This is a genomic window from Streptomyces sp. NPDC026515, assembly GCF_055567595.1.
This window is the reverse complement of record NZ_JBVHQD010000007.1, coordinates 227,667-246,755: the sequence shown is the minus strand read 5'-3', so window position 1 is coordinate 246,755 and position 19,089 is coordinate 227,667. Positions and strand designations below refer to the sequence as shown.

Annotated in this window: 17 protein-coding genes; 12 read left to right on the top strand and 5 right to left on the bottom strand. The window is 72.0% G+C overall.

From position 1 onward, the window contains the following. Window positions 1-281: 281 nt before the first annotated feature. The 3 genes from ACZ4O3_RS16530 to pgfA all read left to right on the top strand — a co-directional run bounded on the left by ACZ4O3_RS16530 (window position 282) and on the right by pgfA (window position 3,350). Window positions 282-2,036 (top strand): lytic transglycosylase domain-containing protein, encoded by a 1,755-nt coding sequence (locus ACZ4O3_RS16530; protein WP_467722644.1) that lies wholly within the window; start codon window positions 282-284, stop codon window positions 2,034-2,036. A gap of 164 nt (window positions 2,037-2,200) precedes the next feature. Further along, window positions 2,201-2,335 (top strand): SPW_0924 family protein, encoded by a 135-nt coding sequence (locus ACZ4O3_RS16525; RefSeq protein WP_362732214.1) that lies wholly within the window; start codon window positions 2,201-2,203, stop codon window positions 2,333-2,335. A gap of 22 nt (window positions 2,336-2,357) precedes the next feature. After that, window positions 2,358-3,350, top strand: a complete 993-nt coding sequence (gene pgfA, locus ACZ4O3_RS16520; RefSeq protein WP_362732212.1) for a cell envelope lipid trafficking protein PgfA — start codon at window positions 2,358-2,360, stop codon at window positions 3,348-3,350. On the opposite strand, the gene ACZ4O3_RS16515 is transcribed toward pgfA, so the two are convergent. Next, window positions 3,340-6,285: an ATP-dependent RNA helicase gene (locus ACZ4O3_RS16515; RefSeq protein ID WP_467722642.1), complete on the bottom strand. Its 2,946-nt coding sequence runs from the start codon at window positions 6,283-6,285 to the stop codon at window positions 3,340-3,342. The genes pgfA and ACZ4O3_RS16515 overlap by 11 nt on opposite strands. A gap of 69 nt (window positions 6,286-6,354) precedes the next feature. Continuing rightward, on the bottom strand, window positions 6,355-7,206 hold the full coding sequence (locus ACZ4O3_RS16510; protein WP_362725481.1) for a class I SAM-dependent methyltransferase: 852 nt from the start codon (window positions 7,204-7,206) through the stop codon (window positions 6,355-6,357). A 366-nt stretch (window positions 7,207-7,572) separates the two neighbouring features. Here ACZ4O3_RS16510 and rpsA point away from each other — a divergent pair, with 366 nt between their 5' ends. The 5 genes from rpsA to ACZ4O3_RS16485 all read left to right on the top strand — a co-directional run bounded on the left by rpsA (window position 7,573) and on the right by ACZ4O3_RS16485 (window position 13,318). Continuing rightward, complete coding sequence (gene rpsA, locus ACZ4O3_RS16505) at window positions 7,573-9,066, top strand: 30S ribosomal protein S1 (RefSeq protein WP_189947373.1); 1,494 nt, start codon at window positions 7,573-7,575, stop codon at window positions 9,064-9,066. A 383-nt stretch (window positions 9,067-9,449) separates the two neighbouring features. After that, the gene (locus ACZ4O3_RS16500) at window positions 9,450-10,976 is read left to right on the top strand and encodes a flavin monoamine oxidase family protein (protein WP_467722851.1); all 1,527 of its coding nucleotides are present in this window, start codon (window positions 9,450-9,452) and stop codon (window positions 10,974-10,976) included. A gap of 187 nt (window positions 10,977-11,163) precedes the next feature. Then, window positions 11,164-12,102 (top strand): PAC2 family protein, encoded by a 939-nt coding sequence (locus tag ACZ4O3_RS16495; RefSeq protein WP_362725475.1) that lies wholly within the window; start codon window positions 11,164-11,166, stop codon window positions 12,100-12,102. A 145-nt stretch (window positions 12,103-12,247) separates the two neighbouring features. Continuing rightward, the gene (gene coaE, locus ACZ4O3_RS16490; RefSeq protein WP_362722960.1) at window positions 12,248-12,859 is read left to right on the top strand and encodes a dephospho-CoA kinase; all 612 of its coding nucleotides are present in this window, start codon (window positions 12,248-12,250) and stop codon (window positions 12,857-12,859) included. Between the two features lie 72 nt (window positions 12,860-12,931). After that, window positions 12,932-13,318: a tetratricopeptide repeat protein gene (locus ACZ4O3_RS16485; protein WP_467722640.1), complete on the top strand. Its 387-nt coding sequence runs from the start codon at window positions 12,932-12,934 to the stop codon at window positions 13,316-13,318. 12 nt (window positions 13,319-13,330) lie between these two features. Here ACZ4O3_RS16485 and ACZ4O3_RS16480 read toward each other — a convergent pair whose 3' ends face one another. Continuing rightward, window positions 13,331-13,630, bottom strand: a complete 300-nt coding sequence (locus ACZ4O3_RS16480) for a DUF6343 family protein (protein WP_467722638.1) — start codon at window positions 13,628-13,630, stop codon at window positions 13,331-13,333. 67 nt (window positions 13,631-13,697) lie between these two features. On the opposite strand from ACZ4O3_RS16480, the gene ACZ4O3_RS16475 reads away from it, so the two are divergent. The 3 genes from ACZ4O3_RS16475 to ACZ4O3_RS16465 all read left to right on the top strand — a co-directional run bounded on the left by ACZ4O3_RS16475 (window position 13,698) and on the right by ACZ4O3_RS16465 (window position 15,969). Next, window positions 13,698-14,660, top strand: coding sequence for an acyltransferase domain-containing protein (locus ACZ4O3_RS16475; protein WP_467722636.1), 963 nt, complete (start codon window positions 13,698-13,700; stop codon window positions 14,658-14,660). 57 nt (window positions 14,661-14,717) lie between these two features. After that, the gene (locus ACZ4O3_RS16470; protein WP_467722634.1) at window positions 14,718-15,398 is read left to right on the top strand and encodes a class I SAM-dependent methyltransferase; all 681 of its coding nucleotides are present in this window, start codon (window positions 14,718-14,720) and stop codon (window positions 15,396-15,398) included. A 109-nt stretch (window positions 15,399-15,507) separates the two neighbouring features. Next, complete coding sequence (locus ACZ4O3_RS16465) at window positions 15,508-15,969, top strand: DoxX family protein (protein WP_467722633.1); 462 nt, start codon at window positions 15,508-15,510, stop codon at window positions 15,967-15,969. A gap of 42 nt (window positions 15,970-16,011) precedes the next feature. Here ACZ4O3_RS16465 and ACZ4O3_RS16460 read toward each other — a convergent pair whose 3' ends face one another. Then, the gene (locus tag ACZ4O3_RS16460) at window positions 16,012-16,665 is read right to left on the bottom strand and encodes an RNA-binding S4 domain-containing protein (protein WP_467722632.1); all 654 of its coding nucleotides are present in this window, start codon (window positions 16,663-16,665) and stop codon (window positions 16,012-16,014) included. Between the two features lie 149 nt (window positions 16,666-16,814). Here ACZ4O3_RS16460 and ACZ4O3_RS16455 point away from each other — a divergent pair, with 149 nt between their 5' ends. After that, window positions 16,815-17,540, top strand: a complete 726-nt coding sequence (locus ACZ4O3_RS16455) for a uracil-DNA glycosylase (RefSeq protein ID WP_467722630.1) — start codon at window positions 16,815-16,817, stop codon at window positions 17,538-17,540. Between the two features lie 14 nt (window positions 17,541-17,554). Here the strand turns inward: ACZ4O3_RS16455 and ACZ4O3_RS16450 are convergent, their stop codons facing one another. Continuing rightward, window positions 17,555-19,027, bottom strand: a complete 1,473-nt coding sequence (locus ACZ4O3_RS16450; protein WP_467722628.1) for a LamG domain-containing protein — start codon at window positions 19,025-19,027, stop codon at window positions 17,555-17,557. Between the last annotated feature and the right edge of the window lie 62 nt (window positions 19,028-19,089).

Here is a 19,089-nt window from a genome sequence, read left to right as displayed (position 1 = left end):
CGCCGAACAAGTGATCGCGTACGGCAAGTATCCGCGACACCACCATCGTTCAACGGGGAATGGCCAACTGGTGAAAATCGGGCACCGCCGGGTGTCCGCGGAATGGAAGTTGTCGTAGTGTCGCCTGGGTCGCCGCCCCGGCGGGCTCCACCGGTGCGCTACCTCACCACTCGAAAGAGGTAACAGGGGGCAACCACAACACCAGGTCGACCGTCCCACCAGGGGCGAGCGGACAGACGGAGACGGGCGCTCAGAAGGCGCCCATGGGAGGGGTTCACCTTATGGCGGCGCAATTCGGCAGGCGGCTGCGCAAGGGAGCGGCGACGACCGCCGCGGCCGCGTTGGCGGTGGCGGCTCTGTCCGCGTCCCAGGCACCGGGCGCGACGAGCGGCGACACGGGCCGGCAGTCGAACGCCGGCGCCAGCACCTCCGCATCCGACAAGGCCGGCGCGACGGACGGCGCCACCGGCAACTCGCCGTACTACACGGACCTGCCGCCGCTCAACAGCCCGGCCCCCAGCGCCAGTCCCAGCGCCTCCTCGTCGAGCATCGGCACCGCCGTCTCCCGGGGCGCGGCCGAGGCCGGCATACCGGCCACCGTCCTCGACGCCTACAAGAAGGCCGAGGCCGAACTGCGCGGCTCCAAGCCGGGCTGCAACCTGCCCTGGCAACTGCTCGCCGCCATCGGCAAGGTGGAGTCAGGACAGGCCCGCGGCGGCGACGTCGACGCCGAGGGCAACACCCTGCACCGGATCCTGGGCCCGCAGCTCGACGGCAACGGCTTCGCGCTCATCAAGGACACCGACGGCGGCCAGTACGACGGCAACAGCTCGTACGACCAGGCCGTCGGCCCCATGCAGTTCATCCCCTCGACCTGGGCGTGGGCCGGCCGCGACGGCAACGGCGACGGCGTCAAGGACCCCAACAACGTCTACGACGCGGCGCTCGCCGCCGGCCACTACCTGTGCCGCTACGACTGGGACCTGTCCGTCCAGGCCGACATGAACCGCGCGATCCTCAGCTACAACGGCTCGCAGGAGTACCTGAACCTGGTGCTGTCCTGGTACGAGTTCTACCGCAAGGGCACCCACTCGATCCCGAACGGGACCGGCGGCGTGCCCAGCCACCGCAGCGACGACGACAAGCCCGGCCACGCCGGCTCCGGGGGATCCCCGACGCCCAGCGCGCCTGGCACCGGCACCCCGAAGCCCGACGAGCCGAGGCCGGGCGGGCCGACCACGACCCCGACCGTGCCGCCCACGGCCACCGACACCGTGGACCACCTGGAGGACGCGGGCACCGCCAAGCTCACGGCGACGGCCGGCGACGCGTTCACCAAGAAGATCAGCACGCGCGCGGAGACCAAGACGGGCCGCGCCGCCGCCAAGGTCCGGGTCCGGTTCACCATCGTCGGGGACACGGACGCGACCTTCACCGGCGGCGAGAGCGTCGCCACGGTCACCACCGACAGCAAGGGCGTCGCGGTCGCACCGACCCTCCGGGCCGGCGAGCAGACCGGTGACTTCACGATCCGGGCCGGCGTGGTCGGCCGTACGGTCAAGGGCGTCGACTACACGGCGAGCGTCACTGCGCGCGCCGCCGACACCCTCGCCCTCGTCGACACCACCGCGCCCACGGCCACCCCGGGCGCCGAGTTCACCGACCAGGTGCAGGTGAAGGCCACCTACCGGGGCGCCGTCGCCGGCCAGGTCGCCGCCACCGCCACACTCGTCAAGTCGGCGGACGACACCGGCGAGAACGACAAGGGCCCGTACTTCAAGGACGCCGGCGGCAACGCCGTACGCACCCTCACGGACCTCAAGACGGACGCGAACGGCCTGCTCACCCTGCCCAAGCTCTACGCGGACGACACCACCGGCACGTTCCTGCTCCGCATCACCACCACCGGCGGCGCGACCCTCACCGTGGAACTGACGGTCGCCGCGGCCGACTCCTCACCGAGCCCGTCGCCGAGCCCGTCCGCGTCCGAGTCCGCGTCGGCGTCCGCCTCCCCGAGCGCCTCCGCCACCCCCTGACCCGCGGTCGTCGACACCGAAGGGCGCCCTCCCGCCGACGCGGGATGGCGCCCTTCGGCGTCGTACGACCTGTTCTCATCTCACCCTCCCGTTGCTACGGTGCCCGGACCTGACGAACCATCAGGACAACCGCAGGGAAACAACCGGCCGTCGGGAGGCCCCGCATGCGTGCCCTGATCGCCGCCGCGACCGGTCTCGCCCTCGCGATCGTCCTGGTCGTCACGGTCAGCGCCCTGGGCTCACCGGCCGGAAAGACGTCCCCCCAGCCGCTGCTCACGACGGTGCCCTCACATCCGTAAACCGCCGCCCCGGGAGGCCGAGATGCGCCGCAAGGCCAGTCTGGTCCTGCTCGCCTGCGCCGTGTTCTTCGCGGCGCTGTCCCCGCTGCTGCGCTGGTACGCCTTCCCGCGCCTGGCCAAGATCCCCGCCAACCAGTACCAGGACATGGTCCTGGTGGCGAAGGACGCCACCCTCCTCGACTACGGCACCATGAAGGCGGAAAAGGTCCCGCAGGTCACCATCGTGCAGACCCTCAAGGGCGACGTGGCGGCCGCGGAGAGGATCGAGAAGACGGCGGGACGGGACGTCGTCGTCTGGGACGGCCTGTCCTACGTCCAGGGCCCCGACGGCAAGATGGTCTCCGAGATCCCCGAGCGCTACATCTTCGACGCCCACAGCCAGGAACCCGTCCACGCCACCGGCGAGATGGTCGACGGCGACCCGGTGAAACGGGACGGCATCGAGTTCAAGTGGCCGTTCCTCACCGAGAAACGGGACTACGAGTACTTCGACGCGCAGACCCGCACCACCAACCCCATCCACTACAAGGGGACGCAGACCTTCCGGGGCGTGCAGGTCTACTACTTCGAGCAGACCATCCCCTGGACCAAGGTCCCCATGCCCAAGAAGATGCCCGTGCAGGGCATCACCCCCGAGACGGTCGCCAAGACCGGCACCACCCGCTGGTACACCACGGTCCGCAGGTTCTGGGTGGAACCCGTCACCGGCGCCCCCGTCTACGGCGAGGAGATCCACAAGGAGGAGCTGCGCGGCGGCACCCTGCTGGGCGGCCGCGCCAAGGTGACGGCCTTCGCCGGCGACGTGAAGATGCGCGAGGACTACATCGAGCACACGGTCGCGCTGGTCAAGCAGAACCGCACCCTCGTCCTGATGCTGACCTCCTACCTCCCCTGGGGCTTCCTCTCCCTCGGTATCGCCCTGCTCGCCCTCGCCCTGTGCCTGGAAGCCCTCGGCCGCCGCCCCGCCGATCCGGAACCCGCCCCGGCCACGGTGGCGGAACCCGTCAGCGCCTGAGCCGCGCGTTGGTGTGCCGGGTGGGCGCGGCGGACGCCGGGTCCTCGGGCCAGGGGTGCTTCGGATAGCGACCGCGCAGTTCGGCCCGTACGCCCTTGTAGCCGTCCCGCCAGAACGAGGCGAGGTCGGCGGTGACGGCGGCGGGCCGTCCGGCCGGCGACAGCAGATGCACGAGCACCGGCACCCCGGCCACGGCCGGCGACTCCTGCGCCCCGAACATCTCCTGCAGCTTCACGGCGAGCACCGGCTGCTCGGGATTCGCGTAGTCGACCCGGATCCGTGACCCGCTGGGCACGACGATCCGCTCGGGCGCCAGTTCGTCGAGCCGCCCCGCCTGGCCGCTCGCCCACGGCAGCAGCCGCCGCAGCGCCTCCCCCGCGTCGATCCGCCCGAGGTCGGCCCGGCGCCGGGCCCGGCTCAGCTCCGGTTCCAGCCACTCCTCCACGCGCGCGTGCAACGCGTCGTCGCCGACGTCGGGCCAGGGCTCCCCGACGCGCAGCCGCAGGAACCCGAGCCGCTGCCGCAGCACCGCCGCGTCGGCCGTCCACCGCAACAGGCCGAACCCCTCCTGCCGCAGCCCGTCCAGGAGCGCACCGCGTACCAGGGCGGGGGCCGCGTCCCGCAGTGGCCGCACCACGAGCTCGATCGCGCCGAGCCGCTCCACGCGCCGCGCCACGACGTCCCCGTCGGCCCAGCGGACCTCCTGGCCCTCCGAGTACAGCGACGCCGCCGCCGACCTGGCCGTGCCCTCGTCCACCGCCGCGGCCAGCCGCACGCGTGCGTGCCCCCGGCCCAGCGGCCGGTCCGCGACGGCCACCGCGAGCCACGGGGCACCACGCAGCGGGCTGCCGTCGGCGAGCTCGGCCCGGGTGCCCGAGGCCATGAGATACGAGCCACCGTCCGCCTTGGCGACCCGCTCGGGAAAGGCGAGAGCGGTGACCAGCCCCACCGCCCGGTCGTCCACGGCGGGGGCCTTCGCCGTGCGGGCGTTCACTGCGGGGTCGTTCGCCGTGCGCAGCTCGGTCGCGGAGGCCTCCGCCGGGCGTTCGTCCGTCGCGGGGGCCTTCGCCGCGCGGGAGTTCACAGTGGGGTCGTTCGCCGTGCGGGGATCGGCCGTGAGGTGGTCCGTCGTACGGTCTGCTGCCGCGGGGCTGTTGTCTGCAGGAGCGTCCGCCGTGGGGCCGGTTTCCTTGGTGTCTTGGCCCGTGCGGCCGTTCCCCGTGCGGTCGGCTGTCGTGCCGTCGGCTGTCGTGCGGTCGTTGGCCGTGTGGAGGGCGGTCGTGAGGTGGTCCGCCGGGCGGTCTGCCGCCGCGGGGCTGTTCTCCGTCGGGCCGTCCGCCCTGTGGTCGGCTGCCGTGGGGGCGTTCGCCGTGTGGTCGTGCGACGCCGGGGCCTTCGCCGGGCGCACGGTCTCCCGGCGGGCGGCCGCAGGGGTGGTCGACGTGTCACGGTGGCCCGCCCGTAGCCGGCGTACCTCCGTGAGCCACCGTCCCGCGTAGGCGTCGCCGCCCCGCCGTGCCATCCGCAGCGCGGCCGCCAGGTCGTCCCCGTACTCCCGAGGCGGCTCCTCGCTCAGCAGCGCGACCACCTCGGCGCTCCCGCCCGGGCCGTCCAGCAACGCCCGCCCCAACCGCGGATGCACCCCCAGCCGGGCCAGCCGCAGCCCCCGTTCCGTGGCCCGTCCGGCGGGGCCGACCGCCCCGATCGCCGTCAGCACCTCCCGGGCCGCCGCCATCGCCCCGCCCGGCGGCGGATCCAGCAGCGCCAGCCCGGCCGCTCCGGGATCGCCCCAACACGCCGCCTGAAGGGCGAACGCGGTCAGGTCGGCCACCTTGATCTCCGGTGCCGGAAAGGCCGTCAGGCGGGCGTCCTCGGCCTCCGTCCAACAGCGGTACACCGCCCCCGGAGCCTCCCGCCCGGCACGGCCCGCCCGCTGCCGCCCGGCCGCCCGGGACGCCCGCACCGTCGCCAGCGCGCTCAGCCCGCGCGCGTGATCGACCCGAGGCTCCCGGGCCAGCCCGGAGTCGACGACCACCCGGACCCCGGGCACCGTGAGCGAGGACTCGGCGACCGCCGTGGCCAGCACCACCCGGCGCCGCTCCCCGGGCGTCAGCACCGCGTCCTGGACGGCGGCCGGCGCCCGGCCGTGGACCTGGAGCACCGCCACGTCCCCCAGGGCACCCAACTGGCCCGCCACCCGCGCGATCTCACCCACGCCGGGCAGGAAACACAGCACGTCACCGGGCCGCTCGGACAAGGCCCGCCGCACCACCGACGCCACGTGCGCCAGCAGCGCCGGATCCACCCGCATCCCGTGCGGCGGCCGCACCGGCCGCACCGGCGGCGCCCACACCACCTCCACCGGGTACGACACGCCGTCCGCCTCGACCACCGGCGCACCGCCCAGCAGCCGCGCCCACCCCTGCGCGTCCGTGGTCGCCGAGGCGGCCACCAGACGCAGCTCGGGGCGGAGCGTCTCGCGCACGTCCCACAGGAAGGCCGCCACCGTGTCCGCGTCCAGATGCCGCTCGTGGCACTCGTCGAGGACGACGACGTCCACACCCGACAGCTCCTGGTCACGTTGCAGCCGCTGCAGCAGCACGCCGGTCGTGACGACCTCCACGCGCGCGCGTGGACCCACGACCCGTTCGCCGCGCACGGTGTAGCCGACGCTCCGCCCCACCGGCTCACCGAGCAGCCAGGCCATCCGGCGGGCCGCCGCGCGCGCCGCGATCCGGCGGGGCTCGGCCACGACCACCCGCCGCGCGGGCCGCCCCTCGTCCAGCAGCCCGGCCAGCACCAGTGGCACCAGCGTCGTCTTGCCGGTGCCGGGCGGCGCCACCAGCACGGCGGTGCCGTGCCCGGCCAGGGCGTCGTCCAGACCGGGCAGGGCCTGTCGTACCGGCAGCTCGCCCAGGGCGTCGTAACGGATCACGCCACCCAGTGTCTTACGGCGTCCTGCGGCCGCGGATCACGGCCGTGGGAAATGGCCCCACGCCCGCGCTCAGTCCCGCTCGCACACGAAGATCGCCGTCCCCGGGACGAGACCGCCCCGCAGGGGCGACCAGCCGCCCCACTCGGCGGTGTTCCAGGCCGGCCACTCCGGTTCCACCAGGTCGACCAGCCGCAGCCCCGAGGAGACGATGTCCCGGACCCGGTCGCCCAGCGTCCGGTGGTGCTCGACGTACACCGCGCGGCCGTCCTCGTCCTGCTCGACGTACGGCGTGCGGTCGAAGTAGGACGCCGAGACCGTGAGCCCCTCGGGGCCCGGCTCGTCCGGGAACGCCCAGCGCACGGGGTGCGTCACGGAGAAGACGAAACGGCCTCCCGGGCGCAGCACCCGCCGCACCTCGCGCAGCACCAGGCGGGGGTCGGCGACGAAGGGAAGCGCACCGTACGCCGAGCAGGCCAGGTCGAAGGAGCCGTCGGCGAAGGGCAGCGCGCCGGCGTCCGCACAGACGAGCGGAAACGATCCGCCGATGCGCAGCGCGTGCTGGAGCTGGCGGTGCGAGAGGTCCAGGGCGACCGGACGGGCGCCCTGGGCGGCCAGCCAGCGCGCGCACTGGGCCGCGCCGGCGCCGATCTCCAGGACGTCCTTGCCCTTGAGGTCCTCCGGCGGGCCGAGCAGCTCCGCCTCCACCTCGTCGAGGCCCTCGGGACACCACACGAAACGGTCGTCGCCGAGGAACGTGCCGTGCTCGACCTGGTACTCGTCGGCGTTGCGGTCCCACCAGCCCCGGTTGGCCCGGCTGCTCTCGGTGACGCCGGCGGCACGCCGGGTGGCTTCGGGTTCGTCCTCTGTTCCGGGCTCTGACCCGGCCTCTTCGAGGTCGAACGAATCGGGCTCTTGGATGATCGGCTCCCTCGTCGTACTCTTCCGTGCAACCCGTTCAGGGGGGTGTCACGGAGGAGGTCTGGCAGGCCTGCGCGGCCTCGTGGGACGGCTTTTGTGCCGGGTATGCGGCGATCCGCCCCGGGTGTGCGCCTTCGCGCATTGACCCTGTCCGGCTGCCCCCGTATGCTACAAGTTGCGCTGCGGGCCTGCGCACCTCAGACGTAGCAGGCTGCGCTCGCATCTGTTGTTTGCCCCCTCGGTTTTCGAGGCGCCACCAGCGGTTTTGTGTGGCGCTTCCTTGGCTGTCCGGTCTTCATCAGAGCGAAACGGGCTCCCGGCGTAAGCAGTACCTACGACTTCAATGTCCGTACCGGAGCCCTTTCCCACATGACGAGCAGCACCGAGACCACCGCCACCACCCCGCAGGTAGCGGTCAACGACATCGGTAACGAGGAAGCCTTCCTCGCCGCGATCGACGAGACGATCAAGTACTTCAACGACGGCGACATCGTCGACGGCGTCATCGTGAAGGTCGACCGGGACGAGGTCCTGCTCGACATCGGTTACAAGACCGAAGGCGTTATCCCGAGCCGCGAGCTCTCCATCAAGCACGACGTCGACCCCAACGAGGTCGTCGCCGTCGGTGACGAGATCGAGGCCCTTGTTCTCCAGAAGGAGGACAAGGAAGGCCGCCTGATCCTCTCGAAGAAGCGCGCCCAGTACGAGCGTGCCTGGGGCACCATCGAGAAGATCAAGGAAGAGGACGGGATCGTCACCGGTACCGTCATCGAGGTCGTCAAGGGTGGTCTCATCCTCGACATCGGCCTCCGTGGCTTCCTCCCGGCCTCCCTGGTCGAGATGCGCCGCGTCCGCGACCTCCAGCCCTACGTGGGCAAGGAGCTCGAGGCCAAGATCATCGAGCTGGACAAGAACCGCAACAACGTGGTCCTGTCCCGCCGTGCCTGGCTGGAGCAGACCCAGTCCGAGGTCCGCCAGACGTTCCTCACGACCCTGCAGAAGGGTCAGGTCCGCTCCGGCGTGGTCTCCTCGATCGTCAACTTCGGTGCCTTCGTGGACCTGGGTGGCGTCGACGGTCTGGTCCACGTCTCCGAGCTCTCCTGGAAGCACATCGACCACCCGTCCGAGGTTGTCGAGGTCGGCCAGGAAGTCACCGTCGAGGTCCTCGACGTCGACATGGACCGCGAGCGTGTCTCCCTGTCGCTGAAGGCGACCCAGGAAGACCCGTGGCAGCAGTTCGCCCGGACCCACCAGATCGGCCAGGTCGTCCCGGGCAAGGTCACCAAGCTGGTTCCGTTCGGTGCGTTCGTCCGCGTGGACGAGGGCATCGAGGGTCTGGTCCACATCTCCGAGCTGGCCGAGCGCCACGTGGAGATCCCGGAGCAGGTCGTCCAGGTCAACGACGAGATCTTCGTCAAGGTCATCGACATCGACCTGGAGCGTCGCCGGATCTCGCTGTCCCTCAAGCAGGCCAACGAGTCCTTCGGTGCCGACCCGGCCTCGGTCGAGTTCGACCCGACCCTGTACGGCATGGCTGCCTCGTACGACGACCAGGGCAACTACATCTACCCCGAGGGCTTCGACCCCGAGACCAACGACTGGCTCGAGGGCTACGAGACCCAGCGCGAGGCGTGGGAGCACCAGTACGCCGAGGCGCAGCAGCGCTTCGAGCAGCACCAGCAGCAGGTCATCAAGAGCCGCGAGGCCGACGCTGCCGCTGCCGCCGAGGGTGGCGAGGCCGCCGCTCCGGCCGCCTCGGGTGGCGGTTCGTACTCCTCCGAGGGTGCGGACACCTCCGGTGCACTCGCCTCCGACGAGGCGCTGGCCGCGCTCCGCGAGAAGCTCGCGGGTGGCCAGAGCTGACGCTCGCCACTGGGTTTAACCGGTGACCGAGGGGCCGTACCTTCCGAGGTACGGCCCCTCGGTGTTCCCGGTGTTTTCGGCGTTCGTCCACGGGCACGCGATCGTCCGCCCGCACGGCCTCGTTCGCGGCTGAGCGCGCGGCTCCCCGCACCCCGTGGCAACGCGGGCTCCCCGGCGCCCCCTCGTGGCGCCGGACGTCCCGTACACAGAAACGTGCGGGATACACGAGTAACCGCAGGGCCGTAACGCGGCGCTGGGACGCTTCCCCGGTCTTCGTTCAAGATCGGGAGAGGAGTCCAGACATGGCACAGCCTCAGCACGGGTCAGGGACGAGCCGGCGGACGTTCCTGCGCAACGTCGGTCTCACCGGCGGCGCCGGCACCATGCTCGCCACCATGGGCGCCCTCGGCCTCGCCCCCACCGCCCAGGCCGCCCAGCGCGAACAGCCCTTCCGGGCGCCCGGCACCAGCGACTTCACCCTCACCGGGCGCGCCGCCGCCACCGTCGTCGTCCTCGGCGGAGGCATCGCCGGCCTCGCCACCGCCTACGAACTGGGCAAGGCCGGCTACCACTGCACGGTCCTGGAAGCCAGGGACCGCACCGGCGGACGCAACTTCACCGTCCGCGGCGGCGACTCCACCACCGACCTCCACGGCCACACACAGACCGCACGATTCGCCACCGGCCACTACATGAACGCCGGACCGGCCCGCATACCCCAATGGATGATCACCCTCGACTACTGCCGTGAACTCGGCGTCCCCATCGAGGTGTTCACCAACACCAACGCCGACGCCTACCTCTACAACGAGTCCGCCGGCATGACCGGACCCGAGCGCTACCGCACCGCCAAGGCCGACGTGTACGGCTACGTCTCGGAACTGCTCGCCAAGGCCACCGACAAAGGCGCCCTGGACAAGGAACTGACCGCCGCCGACCAGGAGCGGCTCGTCGAATTCCTCAAGGACTGGGGCGCACTCGGCGACAACCTGACCTACGAAGGCGGTGAGCGCCGCGGATACACGACCGTCCCCGCCGCCGCCGGCACCCCCGGCGTCCTCCTCGGCGACGTCCCGGCCGCCTCCGAGGTGTTCGCCAGCGGAGTCGGACGCTACTTCTCCTTCGAGTTCGGCTTCGACCAGGCGATGCTCATGTTCCAGCCGGTCGGCGGCATGGACCGGATACCGAGAGCGCTCACCCGGGCGATCGGCACCCACCGCATCCGCACCGGAGCCGTCGTCTCCGCAATCACCGACAAGGGCCACGGCGTCACGGTCACCTACACCCAGGGCGGCCGCACCAGGACCGTCGACGCCGACTACTGCGTCGCCGCCATGCCCCCCAACATCCTCGCCGAAGTGCCGCACAACCTGGGCTCCGGCGTACAGAACGCCCTGGCGGCCGTCACCCCGTCGTCCGCGGCCAAGATCGGCCTCGAATACCGCTCCCGCTGGTGGGAACTGGACCACCGCATCTACGGCGGCATCACCGAGACCGACCAGGACGTCACCCACATCTGGCACCCCTCCCACGGCTTCCACGGCGAACGAGGCGTCCTCATCGGCTACTACAACTACGGCTCCGACGCCGACTCCTACGCCGAACTCACCCCGGCCCGGCGCGAACGACGCGCCGTGGCCGCCGGCGTGAAGATCTACGGCGACAAGTACCGCACCGAGCTGGTCTCCTCCTTCTCCCACCACTGGCGCCAGACCCCCCACCTGGAAGCCGCCTGGCACGACACCCCCGGCGGCCCCGACGACGTGCGCTACAAGCCGCTCAACGAACCCACCGGCCGCGTCTACTTCGCCGGCGACTGGCTCAGCCACACGGACGCCTGGCAGCACGGCGCGTTCAGCTCCGCGCGCAAAGCGGTCACCGCACTGCACGCGCGCGTGCTGTCCGCATAGGGTCCGCCAAGACGTGGACACGTCCACGCAGCCGCGTCCCGCCGGCACGGAAAGAACGTCAACGGGCGTGCGCCGGGAACCCTCCGGCAGGAGAAGACGCCGAACGGTCAGTTGATCGCAGCGGGGGCGGGAATGCCCGCCGCCCCCGCCACGTTGTCCCGTACGAACACGAGGAGGAGCGGTCACAGTGCTTGATCCGCAGGGTTTGTACGCATGGGAGCCGAAGGGCCTCGCCGTGGTGGACATGGCGCTGGCCCAGGAGTCGGCCGGTCTTGTCATGCTCTACCACTTCGACGGATACATCGACGCGGGCGAGACCGGCGACCAGATCGTCGACCGGATCCTCGACTCGCTGCCCCACCAGGTCGTCGCCCGCTTCGACCACGACCGGCTCGTGGACTACCGGGCCCGCCGCCCGCTGCTGACCTTCAAGCGGGACCGCTGGACCGAGTACGAGGAGCCCGGCATCGAGGTCCGGCTGGTCCAGGACGCCACGGGCGCACCCTTCCTGCTGCTGTCCGGCCCCGAACCGGACGTCGAATGGGAACGCTTCGCCGCCGCCGTACGGCAGATCGTGGAACGGCTCGGCGTCCGGCTGGCCGTGAACTTCCACGGCATCCCCATGGGCGTCCCCCACACCCGGCCCGTCGGCCTCACACCGCACGGCAACCGCACCGACCTCGTCCCGGGCCACAGCAGCCCCTTCGACGAGGCCCAGGTACCCGGCAGCGCCGAGGCACTCGTCGAATACCGCCTCATGGAGGCCGGCCACGACGTCCTGGGCGTCGCCGCACACGTACCGCACTACATCGCCCGCTCCGCCTACCCCGACGCCGCCCTGACCGTCCTGGAGGCCATCACGGGCGCGACCGGCCTGGTACTCCCCAGCATCGCGCACGCCCTGCGCACGGACGCGTACCGCACGCAGACGGAGATCGACCGCCAGGTCCAGGAGGGCGACGAGGAACTCACCGCCCTGGTCCAGGGCCTTGAACACCAGTACGACGCCGCCGCGGGCGCCGAGACCCGGGGCAACATGCTCGCCGAGCCGGTGGAGATCCCCTCGGCGGACGAGATCGGCCTGGAGTTCGAGCGCTTCCTCGCGGAGCGGGAAGGCGACGGCTGAACCCCGCCCAGCCTCCATCGGGCCCGTCCCGGACCAGGGCGCGCCCGCGACCTGAGCCTCCCGCGACCGGGGTCTCCCCCCTGGCCGCGGGGAGACCCCGGACCGGTCCGGAGCCGTGTCGGTGGCAGGGCCTAAGCTTCGGAGCATGCTGAAAGTTGGTCTCACCGGCGGGATCGGCGCCGGCAAGAGCGAAGTGTCACGACTGCTCGTCGGACACGGAGCGGTACTGATCGACGCCGACCGCATCGCCCGCGAGGTCGTCGAGCCCGGAACCCCCGGCCTCACCGCCGTCGTCGAGGCCTTCGGACCCGGCGTACTCGCCGCCGACGGCACCCTTGACCGGCCGAAGCTCGGCTCCATCGTCTTCGCCGACCCCGACAGGCTCGCCGTACTGAACTCGATCGTCCACCCCCTGGTCGGAGCCCGCTCCCGCGAACTGGAGAACTCCGCCGCCGACGACGCAGTGGTGATCAACGACGTTCCGCTCCTCGCGGAGAACGGCCTCGCCCCCTTCTACGACCTCGTCATCGTCGTGGACGTCGCCCCCGGCACCCAGCTCGACCGGCTCACCCGCCTGCGCGGGATGACCGAGGACGACGCACGCGCGCGCATGGCCGCCCAGGCGACACGCGAGAAGCGCCTGGAGACCGCCGACATCGTGATCGACAACGACGTCCCCCTGGACCAGCTCGAACAGCAGGTCGCCACGGTCTGGACCGACCTCGTGCGCCGGGCCCGCGAAGGCCGCCCGGACTAGCCGCCACACCTCTTCGAAATAGCGGGCACCCGTCCGTGCGTTGAACCGCTTCAGTGAGGGAAGGACTGTGCCGTGCCCGAGACCAGCGGTTCGACAGGACGTACTCCGGAGACGCATGTCATCGACTTCCGTGCCGCCGAGCAACTGCTCAACGCACGGGACCCACGGGGTGCGGTGAAACTGCTCGACGGAGTGATCGCCGCCCACCCCGAGAACACCGCCGCCCGGCTGCTGCGCGCGCGTGCCTTCTTCGCCGCCGCGCAACTACGCCCCGCCGAGATGGAGTTCACCATCGTCCTCGAACGCGAGCCGGACAACGCGTTCGCCCACTTCGCGCTCGCCCGCACCTACCAACGCCAGGCCCGCGCCGACCTCGCGATACGCCACTTCCGGCTCGCGGCCGCCCTGGACCCGAACCCCGAGTACCTGAAAGCGGCCCGCTTCGACGACGCCGGGTGAGCGGACGGCCACTCACGGGTGACGGTGCCGCGGCGGACGCCGCAGCCGCCGCGGACCACCGTCCGCCGGCCGGTACGGCGGCACGTCCCGACCCGGCTGGTAATGCGGACCCTGCCGGATGTGCCGCAGGATCATCACCATGTCGGCCGTGGCCACCAGCCACAGCACCCCACAGGCCGCCGCCCAGCCCGGACGGCCGACCAGCGCGAACGCCGCCGTCCCGAAGATCGCCCAGGCCACGCCCCACACACTCAGCCACAACCGCGCCCTCAGCGCACTGCGCGCGGTCGCCGGTTCACTGCCGGTACGCATCACGGATCACCACTCCTCTCTGCAACGTACTCTTCGACCAGGACGTTCACCAAGGGGGGATCCCACCGTGCTGCCGGACGCCGACGACCTGCCCGACCTGCTCCTCGACCTCGCCGTGCCGCACGAGGACATCAACGAGGTGGTGGCCCTGCGGCGGACGGTGACCGCCGACCCCGGAGTACTGCGGCTGCTCGCCGCAGGCGCCGACGAGGTCACCGGCACCACTTCCGCTCCGGCCGCTCCGGTCGTTTCGGCCGCTCCGGCGGGGTCCGGCGGCCCGTCCGGGCTCGACGAGCTCGCCGCCGCCGCCCCGGCCGCACTCGACGGATACTTCCTGGTCTACGTCCTCCTCGCCGCACTGCCTCACGCCCGCGCCTACCACCAGGCACGGAACATCCCCTCCGACGTGTCCCGGCACACGCTCGCCGACCTGGGACGCGGCATGACGCTGCACCGCAGGCGCTACGGCAGGGGAGGACTGTCGGCCTTCCAGGCGTCCTGGCTCGTCCGCCACTTCCGCGGCGAGCTGTACCAGTTGGGCCGGCTGCAGTACGAACGGACCCGGCTCGGCGAACGCACGGCCCAGGCGATCACCGCGACCGGAACGGACCCGTCCGCGGCCGTGGCTCCGGGGACGCCCAGTCTGGACCTGCACATACCCGACTACCGCGGGCCCCTGACCCCCACCGCCTGCGACCGCTCGCTGGCCCTGGCACGGGACTTCTTCCCCCGGCACTTCCCCGACACGGAGTACGCGGTCGCCATCTGCCACTCCTGGCTGCTCGACCCGCAGCTGAAGCGCTACCTGCGGGCGGACTCGAACATCGTCCGCTTCCAGGAACGGTTCCGCCCCGGATACGAGGACACCGAACCGGTCGACACCGCGGCCGTCCAGTTCGTGTTCGGCGCCCCGGACCTGCCTGTCCAGGACCTGCCCCGCCGCACCTCGGTGGAGCGGGCGGTCGGCGACCACCTGCGGACGGGCGCCCACTGGTACCTCGGACACGGCTGGCTCCCCTGGAAAGGATGACCCCGTCACGGGAACGTCCCCACCCGGACGGGTCGTTGGACGGGCATGACGGTTGAGATGCGTGACGGGTACGAAGGGACGGGGCCCGGTGCGATCACCCCGGACGGCTGCGCGGTGGAGCTCTACTCGCGGCTGTCCGTCGGCGGCGAGCCGGACATCATCGAGGCGGCGGTCCCGGCCGGCGCCCACATCCTGGAACTGGGCAGTGGCGTGGGACGGATGACACACCCACTCCTGGCACGCGGGTTCACCGTCACGGCGGTGGACGAGTCAGCCCAGATGCTGGAACGCGTCCACGGCGCACGCACGATCCACAGCACCATCGAAGAGCTCGACCTCGGCGAGAAATTCGACGTCGTGATGCTCGCGTCGTTCCTGGTGCACACCGGGGACCCGGAAGTACGCCGGGGCATGCTGCGCACCTGCGCGGCACACGTCGCGGACAGCGGCTGCGTGCTCATCCAGCGGGAGGGCGCCGACTACCACTCGAACGTGCCGAGGGAACGCGTCGACCCCAGCGGCTACACGGTACGGATCGTGTCCGCGCGACCGGTCGGGGACGGCGTGAACTCCGTACACGTGGAATACGAGTTCCCGGACGCCGCCTGGACACAGACGTTCCTGGCCCGGCCACTCACCCGGGAGCAGTTCGAGGAAGCACTCGCGGAAGCGGGACTGACGGCCACCGAGTACCTGACCGAGGACGGAGTGTGGGTGCGGGCGGTACCGGCGGCATAGCGAGAAACGGCGGCGGCCGGGAAATCCTGCCGGCACTCGATGAGTTCCGGGCCGGCGGCGGGTCTGCCCCTGTGACAGCAACAGGGACCGCTTCCCGCAGGAGAACCCCATGACCGAGTCCGCCGCCTCCGCCTCCCTCGCCGCCACCGCCCCGGCCCCCGGCATCGCCGAGCCGGCGGCGGCCCGTGGCCGCAGGGCCCGCCTGGCCCTGCGCACGGTGCAGGTGCTGCTCGCCCTCTTCTACGCCGTCGCGAGCGCCCTGCCCAAGCTGATCGCGCACCCGTCCGCCGTCGACTCCTTCGACAGGATCGGCTGGGGCGGCGTCGGCATGTACACCATCGGCGCACTCGAACTGGCCGGTGCGGTCGCCCTGTTGATACCGGTGCTGCAGTCGGTGGCGGCGACGGCGCTGAGCGCGCTCATGGTGGGCGCGTTCAGCGTCCAGCTCACCGTCTTCGACGGCCACAACGCGGCGACCCCGCTGATCCTGATCATGCCGCTGGCCCTGATCGCCTGGGCCCGGCGTGAACAGAACACCCGGCTGTGGGGACTGCTGCGGTCACGCACATGACCCCCGCGACCGCCGCGCGCAGGGCGGACCGACCCCGGTGGATCACCGTCCGCCGGGACGTCCGCCACCCGGTGGCCGGCCCGTTCCGCCCGGGCCGCCCGCCCCACCCGGACCGCCCGTCCCGCCGAGCCCGCGCAGCCGTTCCAGGTCGCGGCGGTCGCGCTTGGTGGGGCGTCCGGCACCGCGGTCACGCAGGCCGATCGGGACGAAGGCCTCCCGGGGCGGGGGCGGCGGCGAGTTGTCGACGTAGCACTGGGCGGCCACCGGGGCCCCGACCCGCTTGCGGATCAGACGCTTCACGACGACGACCCGCTCACGCCCCTCCTGACGCAGCCGCACCTCGTCCCCGACGCGCACGGAGTAGGCGGGCTTGACCCGCTCGCCGTTCACCTGGACGTGCCCGCCCCGGCAGGCCGTGGCTCCCATCGAGCGTGTCTTGATCAGGCGTACGGCCCAGATCCAGCTGTCGATCCGCACGTTCTCACCGGGAGCGGGCCCCGCGGCCTCGGCGGCGGCGACGGCCGCCGCCACTGCGGCGGGGTCGGCGGCGGAAGCGGAGCCGGAGGACGAGTCAGGGGACGAGTCGGGGGTCTGGGCGGCAGGCGCTCCGGCGCCTTCGGCAGGCTGTGCGGCGGCGGGGATTCCCGTCCCGCCGCTCCCGCGCTCCCTGCTCTCACCCGCGTCCTCAGAAGCCATGCCCCGACCTTAGCCCCACGAGCGGAGAGAAACGGAGCCGATTTCCCGGACGCCCACGCAGCCCGTGCAGCGTACGCAGACCACTCGGGGCGACGGGAACGAGCCCCCACGCCGTACGGCCAGGTGCCCTCGGCTCTACCGTTGGGGTTGTGCCCCTCCCCCCTCCCTCCGCCCACCCCCTCCCCTCCCCGCTCACCCCCCTCGCCCGGCTAGACCAGCGGGTCAGCGAATGCCGGGCCTGCCCCCGCCTGGTCGCCTGGCGGGAGGAGGTGGCGCGTACCAAGCGCGCCGCGTTCTCCGAGTGGACGTACTGGGGCCGGCCCGTCCCGGGCTTCGGGCCGGCCGACGCCCCGCTGCTGATCATCGGCCTCGCGCCGGCCGCGCACGGCGCCAACCGCACCGGCCGGATGTTCACCGGCGACCGTTCCGGTGACGTGCTGTACCAGGCGCTGTACGACGTCGGGCTCGCCTCGCAGCCGACGTCGGAGCGCATCGACGACGGTCTGGAACTGCACGGCGTGCGCATCACCGCGCCTGTGCACTGCGCCCCGCCCGACAACAAACCCACCCCCGAGGAGCGCGACACCTGCCGCTCCTGGCTGGTCGAGGAGCTGACGGTGCTGCGTCCGACGGCGCGCGCCGCCGTCGTGCTCGGTGCCTTCGGCTGGCAGGCCGCGCTGCCCGCGCTGGCCGCGGCCGGCTGGAGCGTGCCCCGGCCCCGGCCGGCCTTCGGTCACGGCACCCGGGTCGGCCTTGGCGGCCTGGACCTCTTCGGCTGCTTCCACGTCAGCCAGCGCAACACCTTCACCGGTCGCCTCACCCCCGAGATGCTCCGCGAGGTGCTGCGCACGGCGGCCGAGGCGGCCGGGCTGTGAGGACGGCAGAGCGCTCAGACCACGCGGGCGGCCGCCACCGGGCGGTCGGTGACCGGATGGGTGCCGGTGGACGCGGAGGAGTTGACGCTCCAGCGGTAGCGGGAGAACGCGCCGGTGGCGTCGGCGGCGTAGAACATCATGTGTCCGATGCCGACGCCCTGGAGGCTCTCGCCGTCCACGTTGCTGACCATGCGGGTGTCGGGGTACTGCGGGTAGTTGTTCAGGCCGTAGACCCCGTGCGGGTCGGAGGTGCAGTCGATGATCTCGACGGCGTACTGGGTCTCGTTCGGGAAGTCGGCGACGCCGCTGAAGACGCCCTTGACCGCACGGACCATCACGATGTGCCCGGTGTTCTCGGTGTCCTGCCCGCTGTAGTCGACCGCGATCAGGTCGCCCGGCCGTAGGTCGGCGACCTCGCGGACGGGACGGAAGCGGGGGCCGCCGGTGTTCTTCAGGAAGGCCGTGCAGTAGTCGGCGGCTTCGGGTCCCTTGTCCTGGAAGTACTGGAGGAAGTAGGCGTCGGTCGCCCAGCCGTAGGTGTGTCTGAGCAGCGCCGTGACGAAGGACGAGCAGCGGGCCCGGGCCACCCAGCTCGCCAGGTCGTCCGGGCGGCCCCAGCTGACGGTCGCCGTCGCGTTCATCAGGTAGACGTTGTTGGCACGTGCCGTGGCACCGCTGACCAGGGCGATCTCGGCGGCGCTCAGGGCGCGGCCGTAGGCGCGGACGTCGTCGATCGCGCCCTTGAAGCGGTTGACGTAGCCGCCGTCCCAGCGGGCCCGGCCGATGCTGAAGCCCTGCGGCGCGGCCCAGGACAGGGTCGTGTCGGCGCTGCCTTCCAGTACACCGTTCACGTAGAGCTGGACGCGGGTGCCGTCCCAGACACCCGCGAGATGGGTCCAGACGCCGGTCCTGGTGACGGGTGTGGCGCCCAGTGCGGAGACCTTGGTGCTCTGGTCCTCGCTGCGCACCTTGAAGGCCCAGGTCCCGGCCGCGTCGTCGTACTGGAGCAGGAAGCGGCTGACGCCGGCGCCGTCCTGGCTGACGGCCGTGTACATGTTCGTCAGTACGGCGTCGTCAGCGAGCCGGACCCAGGCCGTCACCGTGAACGGGGTCGTGGTGTCCAGCACGGGGCCGGTGGCCGCGTAGGCGCCGGAGGTGCCGTCGAGGCTCAGCTCACCGCCCGCCCGCAGGCCGGTCCAGCTCGCTCCGGAGCCCAGGGTGACGGGATGCTCCAGGCCGGAGCGGTCGGTGCCGGAGCCGTCCAGCGGCCAGTGCCCGGCCAGTCCCGTCGGCAGGTAGCCGGCCGCCAGCATGCGCTGGTACTGCACCAGTTGCTCGGCCTCGGCCAGATGCGGTGCGGCGACCGGGGTGAACGGTGTGTCCAGTGGAGTGTCGGCCGCGGCGGTCCCCGCGCTCGCCGCCAGGCCGCCCACCGCGCCCATTCCCATCAGCGCGGCTCCGCTCAACAGCCCCCGCCTGCTCACCATGGTGATGTCCTCCCCGTGTGGTCCGGCCGGATCCGCTCCGGTCTTCGCCGATGAGGTGAACT

Coding starts and splice junctions, on each gene's coding strand:
- ACZ4O3_RS16465 (WP_467722633.1), top strand. CDS start 15,508: ATGACCGAGTCCGCCGCCTCCGCCTCCCTCGCCGCCACCGCCCCGGCC.
- ACZ4O3_RS16470 (WP_467722634.1), top strand. CDS start 14,718: ATGCGTGACGGGTACGAAGGGACGGGGCCCGGTGCGATCACCCCGGAC.
- ACZ4O3_RS16530 (WP_467722644.1), top strand. CDS start 282: ATGGCGGCGCAATTCGGCAGGCGGCTGCGCAAGGGAGCGGCGACGACC.
- ACZ4O3_RS16460 (WP_467722632.1), bottom strand. CDS start 16,665: ATGGCTTCTGAGGACGCGGGTGAGAGCAGGGAGCGCGGGAGCGGCGGG.
- ACZ4O3_RS16450 (WP_467722628.1), bottom strand. CDS start 19,027: ATGGTGAGCAGGCGGGGGCTGTTGAGCGGAGCCGCGCTGATGGGAATG.
- ACZ4O3_RS16480 (WP_467722638.1), bottom strand. CDS start 13,630: ATGCGTACCGGCAGTGAACCGGCGACCGCGCGCAGTGCGCTGAGGGCG.
- ACZ4O3_RS16500 (WP_467722851.1), top strand. CDS start 9,450: ATGCTCGCCACCATGGGCGCCCTCGGCCTCGCCCCCACCGCCCAGGCC.
- ACZ4O3_RS16525 (WP_362732214.1), top strand. CDS start 2,201: ATGCGTGCCCTGATCGCCGCCGCGACCGGTCTCGCCCTCGCGATCGTC.
- pgfA (WP_362732212.1), top strand. CDS start 2,358: ATGCGCCGCAAGGCCAGTCTGGTCCTGCTCGCCTGCGCCGTGTTCTTC.
- coaE (WP_362722960.1), top strand. CDS start 12,248: ATGCTGAAAGTTGGTCTCACCGGCGGGATCGGCGCCGGCAAGAGCGAA.
- rpsA (WP_189947373.1), top strand. CDS start 7,573: ATGACGAGCAGCACCGAGACCACCGCCACCACCCCGCAGGTAGCGGTC.